General features: G+C 38.6%; 8 protein-coding genes. 7 read left to right on the forward strand and 1 reads right to left on the reverse strand.

Going from position 1 to position 8472, the window contains the following annotated elements:
• Positions 1–368 precede the first annotated feature (368 nt).
• From RG963_RS15805 to RG963_RS15830, 6 genes are all read left to right on the forward strand, one after another.
• Positions 369–1733, forward strand: coding sequence for an NAD-dependent succinate-semialdehyde dehydrogenase (locus RG963_RS15805; protein WP_310577238.1), 1365 nt, complete (start codon positions 369–371; stop codon positions 1731–1733).
• 399 nt (positions 1734–2132) lie between these two features.
• A complete protein-coding gene (locus RG963_RS15810; protein WP_310577239.1) occupies positions 2133–2342 on the forward strand; it encodes a TOBE domain-containing protein in 210 nt (69 codons plus the stop codon).
• A gap of 332 nt (positions 2343–2674) precedes the next feature.
• Positions 2675–3352 carry a molybdate ABC transporter permease subunit gene (gene modB, locus RG963_RS15815; RefSeq protein ID WP_310577240.1) on the forward strand — a complete coding sequence of 226 codons (678 nt, stop codon included), beginning with the start codon at positions 2675–2677 and terminating at the stop codon, positions 3350–3352.
• On the forward strand, positions 3349–4485 hold the full coding sequence (locus RG963_RS15820) for an ABC transporter ATP-binding protein (RefSeq protein WP_310577241.1): 1137 nt from the start codon (positions 3349–3351) through the stop codon (positions 4483–4485). The genes modB and RG963_RS15820 overlap by 4 nt, the downstream gene beginning before the upstream one ends.
• Before the next feature lie 318 nt (positions 4486–4803).
• Complete coding sequence (locus RG963_RS15825; protein ID WP_310577242.1) at positions 4804–5043, forward strand: MTH865 family protein; 240 nt, start codon at positions 4804–4806, stop codon at positions 5041–5043.
• Between the two features lie 167 nt (positions 5044–5210).
• Positions 5211–5420 carry a hypothetical protein gene (locus RG963_RS15830; protein WP_310577243.1) on the forward strand — a complete coding sequence of 70 codons (210 nt, stop codon included), beginning with the start codon at positions 5211–5213 and terminating at the stop codon, positions 5418–5420.
• A gap of 196 nt (positions 5421–5616) precedes the next feature.
• On the opposite strand, the gene RG963_RS15835 is transcribed toward RG963_RS15830, so the two are convergent.
• Positions 5617–5979: a hypothetical protein gene (locus RG963_RS15835; protein ID WP_310577244.1), complete on the reverse strand. Its 363-nt coding sequence runs from the start codon at positions 5977–5979 to the stop codon at positions 5617–5619.
• A gap of 971 nt (positions 5980–6950) precedes the next feature.
• On the opposite strand from RG963_RS15835, the gene RG963_RS15840 reads away from it, so the two are divergent.
• The gene (locus RG963_RS15840; protein WP_310577245.1) at positions 6951–8306 is read left to right on the forward strand and encodes an alpha/beta hydrolase family protein; all 1356 of its coding nucleotides are present in this window, start codon (positions 6951–6953) and stop codon (positions 8304–8306) included.
• Positions 8307–8472: the final 166 nt, after the last annotated feature.

The following is an 8472-nucleotide window of genomic DNA, read 5'->3' on the forward strand; positions in this document are numbered from 1 at the left end:
ATGAAGCATCATTTCAAAATCGCTGTCAGCAGGAATTATTGAAAATTAAATGTCGACCTGCCGAATGTAGGCTCATGAATAGGTTAGGACTTACGCAGTTGAACAGAAAAACAGCAACACTAAATACTTAACTGTCTAAATCCTACTAATTCCGATGATGCTGCTCGTACTTGATTTGGTACTTCAAGTGCGTAAGTCCTATAGGTATAAAACCCAGCATCTTATTTTCTGCCAGATCTATCCACTTAAAGTTTATTACAAAGATCTCCACTATTATTATATGACTTTCCTGGGGATGAGGTTATGAATCTTGAAATCAATCAAACCTCATACTTAAGAAACAAACGAAATGTGTCCGAGGTGGAAGCATGAAATTAAAATCAGTTAATCCCTATACTGAAGAAGTAAACTGGACATATGATTCTTTTTCTTTTGAGGAATGTGAGGCATATATTAAAAAATCAAGGGCTGCTTTTTCCATGTGGAGTTCCTTGTCTGTTGACGAAAGGACGAAGTATCTTGCAAGGGTTGCAGAGGTTCTTCGAAAGAATTCCGATATCTATGCCGAGATTATTACGAAAGAGATGGGAAAACCTATCAAGCAGTCGAGGGCCGAGGTCCAGAAGTGCGCCTTTATATGTGACTATTACATTAAAAATGCGACTGAGTTTCTGAAAGATGAGTTTGTTGATACAGGGGCTGAGAAAAGTTATGTGACTTTTGAACCTCTGGGAATAATTCTCGGGATCATGCCCTGGAATTTTCCTTTCTGGCAGGTATTCAAGTTTGCAATACCTACAATCTGTGCAGGAAATGTCTGTGTGCTCAAACACGCCTCAAATGTGCCGAGGTCAGCTCTGGAGGTTGAGAGAGTCTTTCTGGAGGCAGGGTTTCCGGAAAACGTTTTCAAGACCCTTTTAATTGACCCGAAAATTACCATGGAGATTATTAAAAAGGACATGGTGGACGGGGTTTCACTTACCGGAAGCGTAAGTGCAGGCTCTGAAATCGGTGAGCTTGCCGGGAAAGCTATCAAGCCTTTTGTACTGGAATTAGGAGGGTCGGACCCATTTATAGTGCTTGAAGATGCCGATATCGAGAGGGCTGCTCAGGCCGCAGCGAAGTCTCGTTTCCTCAACACAGGACAGGGCTGTATTGCTGCCAAGAGATTTATTGTCTTAGAAAATGTTATTGAGGATTTTATGAAGGCATTTGAACTAGAAATTAATAAACTGAAAATCGGAGATCCGATGGATGAAGAAACCGATATCGGGCCTGTTGCAAAAGAGGAATTTGTGGGTAGTCTCGAGAAGATCGTTCAGGACGCAAAAAAGAAAGGAGCTGAGCCTCGTGCTTGTGGAAAAGAGTGTGAAAAGGGCTTTTTCTTCAGACCGACCCTTATCCCTGCAGCCAGTGCCGATATGGAGGTCTGTAATATAGAAGTTTTCGGCCCTATTGCGCCGGTGATCACAGTAAAGGATGAAGATGAAGCAGTAAAAATCGCAAACTCCACAGAGTTCGGGCTTGGAGCCGAAGTGTGGTCCGGAAACCTGGAAAGGGCAGAAAAGCTAGCAAAAAGGATCAGGTCAGGATTTGTAGCCATCAACGGAATGGTCAGGTCCGACCCGAGGCTGCCTTTTGGAGGGATCAAGAAGTCCGGGATCGGGCGAGAACTTTCCCATTATGGTCTCAAGGAATTTGTTAACATAAAGGCGGTCGTGGTTAACAAATAACAGATATAAAGACTTTAGACCCAAAGACTTTAGACCTCTCCAAAAAATCCGATGGATAGTTCTAATAGGAGATGTAATCTTAGTAATTTTGGGAGGCTCTCAAATTAAAATTTTGATTTAAAAACTATTTTGGCTCTTCGCTGTTTCGAGCTGAGAATTGAAATCCATTTCCCAAATATAAACCATAAAACTTTGGAAACGGATTTCAAGTTCGTAAGGCTCATATATACAGTTCACATGTACACATGTAAAATAATAATTAATTAAATAAATTACTAAAATAATGAATTTAATAATTAATTAAATAATTTACTAAAATAATGAATTTAATAATTAACTAAATAATTAACTAAATAATTAACTAAATAATTAACTAAATATTAAGTGGAGAAGCAAATAATGAAACTGAGTGCACGCAACGTCTTGAAAGGCAAGGTTAAAAAAATTGTCGCTGGAGCGGTCAACACTGAAATTGTAATAGAGTTACCAGGTGGAGCGGAAATCACTTCCATCATCACAAAGACATCAGCTGAAAATCTGAAGTTAAAAGAGGGAAGCGAAGCATACGCAGTAATCAAGGCCTCAAATGTGATGATAGCCATAGATTAATTGTTTTATTTCCATTCGTCCATTGCATGAGTGTTATCCCAGATAGTTTTTACTGGGATTTTTACTTATTTTACCATTATTGTGTCCATAATGTAGAATGTTCCACAAAAAACATTTTGCTTTATAAAAACCGTTTGAAAGACCTGAAAGATTCTAAATTGAGAATATAAGCATTTTAACAGGCCCTTGTATAGGTGGAAAGGGGAGAAGTGGATACAGGCTTTGTATATATGACCTATACAAAAACTGCACAACCCGACACTATAAAATAGATATAAATATGCCTGTTAATACCTAATTATCTATCCGATAGCCTTAGAACAGAATCAAATATGACTTCAATTCTCGACCAGATATGGTTTCCTTTATTTCTTTCACTCTGGATAGCTTTCATATCATCCATCCTCGTACTGTGCAGTGGTGTAGTCATAGCTTATATATTTGCGAGATTTAATTTCCGTGGAAAAGAGCTTGCAGAGTTGTTGGTAACACTTCCTCTAGTCCTCCCACCTACCGTGATTGGCTATCTTCTGGTCATTCTGGTAGGGAAAAAAGGATTTCTTGGCCACTTGATTTTCAGCTTTCTGGGAACTGGGATCATGTTTACCTGGCAGGCTGCAGTCATTGCGGCTTATACGGTTTCCCTCCCCCTAATGGTAAGAACGGCACAAGCGGCCATTGAAGCAGTGGATAAGGAATTTGAATATACAGCCTACATCCTCGGAAGAAGTGAGATTGAAACTGCTTTTCTAATAACATTGCCTCTTGCAAAAAAAGGAATATTAGCAGGACTGGTACTCAGTTTTGCAAGGGCTATTGGGGAATTTGGAGCAACCCTCATGGTGGCAGGAAATATCCCGGGAAAAACGAACACAATGTCGATCTCAATATACAACGCTTTTCAGTCAGGAAATAATGAACTTGCCCAGATGCTGGTTTTAATCCTGATTCTTATGTCCCTGCTGGCCATTGCTCTAACAGGGAAATTTGTAGGAAAATTAGAGGTATGAGCTTGGGCGTTAAAGTTGAACTTAAAAAACAGTATAATGAAGCTGGTAACAATGGGAAAAAAGACGTTAAGAAAGCTTTTATGTTAGATGTCAGCTTTGAAATGGAAAACAAACTTGTCGTACTTTTTGGGCCTTCAGGATCAGGAAAGACCACACTGTTCAAATGCATTTCAGGAATTACAGAACCAGATTATGGAAAAATAACTGTAGGAAGTAAAGTTTATTACGATAAAGACAAAAAAATAAATCTACCAATCCAGAAGCGCAATCTTGGCTATGTTTTTCAGAATTATACCCTCTTTCCTCACATGAACGTTAGAAAAAACATAGAATGCGGCCTCAAAGGTTGGGAGAAAGAAGCCAAGAAAGAAAGGGTTCTGGAAATGCTGAACCTTCTCCATATTGAGGAATTGGAAACCCGATATCCATCCCAACTGTCAGGGGGGCAAAAACAGAGAGTAGCTCTAGCAAGAGCTCTTGCTCCCAAACCAGAGATTTTACTTCTGGATGAACCCTTCTCTGCACTTGACCTGGAAATAAGAATAGAACTTGCAGAAAAAATAAAAAAATTGCAAAACAAGATTGGAATACCTTTGTTATTTATCACTCACAATCTCGAAGAAGCTTTCCTGTTAGCCGACAAAATTCTTATTTTACATGGAGGAAAGGCCCAGCAGTTCGGAACCCCTGAAGAGATCTTCTATCATCCTAAAAACCTGCATGTGGCAGAGCTAGTTGGCGTGTCAAATATTTTCGACGATGCTTATGTTAAAGAGTATGATGAAGAGTCAAAAAGTACAGTGTTAGAAAGCGGAGACCTGAGAATAAAAATAAAATATCTGAACTTCAAAGCCGGAGATAAAGTTTCCTGGGGAATCCATCCTGAGAACATAACTCTTCTTTTGCCTGATTCCGATTCTGAGGATCAGGATGAAAACATTTATTCTGCACGTGTGAATAGTATCATCAATAAAGGACCAAAAAAACGAATTACACTTAAACTTGTCAGACATAACAAGACTCTGACTGCAGAAGTGCCTGCACAATTTGTTGATTCCCTGAAGCTGCATGCAGGTGATTTATGCTTGGTTAAGTTGGAAATGAGTGCGTTGGTGGCATTCTATAGTTTTTAACTCAACAAATCAAAATTGCTTTTGTGCACCCCTCTGCAAGCAACGGCACATTTCCGCCCAACACGAGACAAAAACGCGAAACTTTGATTCCGCCATCTTCAGGGAATAAGTATGTATGAATCAAGATTTTCCAACATCAATTGCCTCGAATCTGGGCACTTCCGTTTGCTTTTACATCCCTCCTGCGGGGAACACATTATTTTGGCGGACGTGAATTATAGGATACCCCTTAAGTAGGAATATGAGGTTCATATTTTATACTGATACCCTAATTCGTCCAAAAGTGCGAAACAAAAAGACTGGAATCGGAGGGAAAAAATGAACGTAAAGGAAGAAGTTTACGAACAGATCCTTGAAATACTTAAAGATGCGAAATTCCCCATAAACACGATGGAGGAATTGATTGCTGCCTTACCCGAGGGGCTGGACACCACATGCAGAATAGGGGATGTTGAAGTTACTGCAAAAGAGGCGGAAAGCCTGATTACTGAAAAAGATTTCCCGTTCAAAGATGCAAAACATGTGGCAGATATAATGGTTGAAAGAGCGGGACTGTAACTCGACTCTGTCAGATTGGATAGTTACTGCAGTCCAGTACTTCACCAACTGGTTCAGATACTTATCAAAATTCCACTGATCTTTTGGAAAAATTCAGTTTACAAAAAACAAGTTGATTGATATTTGTTTTGACGTTTCAGAAAGGCGGAAATGTAAGAAGATTTTGGATGATGAAGCTCAGGAAAAACAGAATAGGACAGAATATTGTCCGCATCTGGGATGCCTCATCCGAGACCTACGACACCCAACAAGGGCACGGAATTCAGGGTGGAATTGAAAGGGAAGTTTGGGAAAACATATTCAAAAGACTGCTTTCTCAGGGAAGGCTGGAAGTAAAAGAAGGTAGGACTTACGCGCTTGAACTGAGGAACCAATAGCGTGCTTTATTTTGTTATTCAAGCGCGTAAATTCTATCCGGAAATAAGTTTCTTTTATAGCCACCGTTTATTTAGTTTATTACTTGTTTAGTTAATTATTTAGTTAGTTATTTATTTAGATAACTATTTATTTAGTTAGTTTAGTATCTATTTGGTTTATTTTACAGCCAGTTATTCAGAATTTCACAATCAACTTTTACTGGCTGTTTTCCCATTTATTATAGTTTGTTTCCCATTTCTTGTGACTGGCTTCCCAAGCTTTGTGTTTGCTCAACCATTTGTTGTATTTAATTAACCAGTTCTTATAATCGTTTCCTGTTTTATTTTTCTGATCCCACTGAGTCTTTTCCTCATCCCACTGAGTCTTCTCCTTATCCGACTTAGTCTTCTCCTTGTCCCACTGAGTCTTTTCCTTATCCCACTTAGTCTTCTCTTCAGTCCATTTTTTAACATCATTTGACCCTGCGCTTACTGACGCAGCTGTCAATGACATTACAAAAAAGACTAGTGTAAACATACACATGATCTTTTTTATTTTGTCAAATATTTGTTTACCCATAAGTTTTGATACTCCTAATTTTTGTTCAATTTGATACAATTTGATACAATTTGAGAGGTGTTTTTATTTTGTATCTGAGAGGTGTTTTTATTTTGTATCTATTTTATTTTGTATCTACACAGGACTTGTGCAGAGGAGGTTCATAATAAAATACAAGCTACTCTGTTATAAATAATAATATTTGGACTGTTTGGAGTTTCATGCTACTGTTTACTCAGTTCAACAGCACAAGTCCTGATTTGTTTAAATTGTCTTGCCGACTATCGCCGGTTGACATCCCTGAAATTGGCTGGCTTAAATATAAAAATACTTATTAAAATAGGAAGATTTAATGGGATTAATTTACAAAATAAGCTGTATAGAACGTTTAATTTTGCATATAACCTTAAATAAAAGGATAAATCCTTATCGAGCCCAGTAAAAGGATTCTATTTGAACGAAAAGTGAACATGAAATCCAAATAAACAAATTTTGAGTGTCCAAATAAGCTATTAGATTGAGTATGAAATACGCAACGGGAGAATAAAAACAAATACAACAGACATCATGAATAAACTCACGTATTAGACAATTAACCATTTAATGCTACTGATTTCTCAGTTCAAGCGTGTAGGCCCATTAAGAAAACAACCCAAATAAGATCAATAAAAGCTTTTTAAAGGAAATAAATTTCAAAAAAGTAAATATTTAAGAGTTTAGAAGGGTTAAATTAGAAAGATAGTGTCTCTTAAAGCATAAATATCAGATTTAGTCCTTGTAAAGATCTGAAAACGAAAGTATACTTTTATCTTCAAATCCAGATTCAGCGTCTCTGTCAGGAACAAGCAAAATCCCCGACCAATAATTATATGAGCCGGATCTAACTGACCAAAACAAAGCTGAGACCACTCCACAGTTTCTCAATGGACACCTGTAAAAGAGATAATAAATGAGCTTCCCCATATAACAAAAAATGATGCTGGAGGGACTGTATGTCAAGCTGCAAAATAAGAGGTGTTAAGCTTTTCAAATTCCTGGTGCTGTTCATTCTTGCAGCAGGCCTTGTATATGGATGGTTTGAATACAGAGAATTCACGGCTGTACCAGCTACGAGACTTGCTGCCGGCAGCTACTACCCTGAAATGCCACCAGATAGCCATCACTATTATTTACAATTGCCAATTGACCATAACGACTCCTCCAAGGGAAATTTCACGGACTTCTACATCCTGAGCCCTAATTTCAAACCTGAAGAAAAGGTAATTTTTTGGCTTTTTGACAACCAGCAGGAAGCAGTGGGGATGATAAATTCTTCCGAGGATTTTGCGAATTTTGAAAGCAACCTGGGTGGGCTTTCATATGTACTCATAGGCAACCGCGGCGTAAATCCAACACTATTTCCGGAGGTCTACAACAAAGACGGCTCAGTCAACTATAATTTCGCTATGAAGTTATATGGTTCGGCCCAGCAAATCGAAGATATCGAAGCTGTGCGGCGAGATATGAAAAAAAAGGGACTTCTACCCCCAGATGGCAAAATAATGCTCTACGGCGGATCAGGGGGAGGGTTTTTGGTGCAGCAATATCTGGACAAATACGGTTCCCACGTTTCCCGCGCACTGATTGAATTTAGCGGAGCTCCCGACCTGGCCCAGCAACATAACGTTACTTTTGCAAGTAATTTATATGAGTCGAATCCAGACGCAGCAAACGCCTACTTTGCTTTATCCCGGAATGAAACCAGGCCTTCTCTAGCGTATACCATGTTCAAACTCGGACTGCATGGTGATAAAGACTCGCAAAAAAGAATTGTTGAAAGCCAGACAGAGAAAGCTGCGTTCAGAGATAAATACCTATATTTTAAAAACTGGATTAATCCAGCCTATAACTTTCCTCTGGTTAACTTTATAATCAGTATTCCCTCTGAGGTGGAAGTGAAGGTGCGGATATATGAATTGTTAGGTGCGGATCTGATGGAGTATAATCCAACTTCTCCCCAGGAAGTAAATTTGATGTATGAATGGACAAGGATTGTGATTGCAGACTTTTTGAAAGCCAACGCTGAGGGTATAATTTCCACCCCGCATTTTAACCTTAATAGATCAACCTATACCGGTGAAGTCATGGTCTGGTCCGGCACCGGAGACCAAGATTTTAACAGGCAAATGGGACAGTTGATTAGCAACTCTTATCCGCATTCTCAGCAGGCAATTTTCAATGATGCGCATAAACGCGATAAATACAATGAATATTACCTTAATTTCCGAAAAGCATTTTTTGTCACCGGCCTGAACTCATCGGAAACTCAATATTACTATCGAGATGCCCGACAAGTGAATGGAAAATGAAAAGAAGATTAGCTTCATCACTTATTTTCCAATATAGATAGGACAGAAAACATTAGTGAACTTTGATTTTGCTCTTTTTGGAATTACCGAATTCAATATAAAATGAAAACAAATCAGTTGCATGAGAATCGTTCAGTCTTAAATATCAACTACATAGTCAGTTTTA

This window comes from Methanosarcina baikalica, from assembly GCF_031461075.1.
Classification (GTDB): Archaea; Halobacteriota; Methanosarcinia; order Methanosarcinales; family Methanosarcinaceae; genus Methanosarcina; species Methanosarcina baikalica.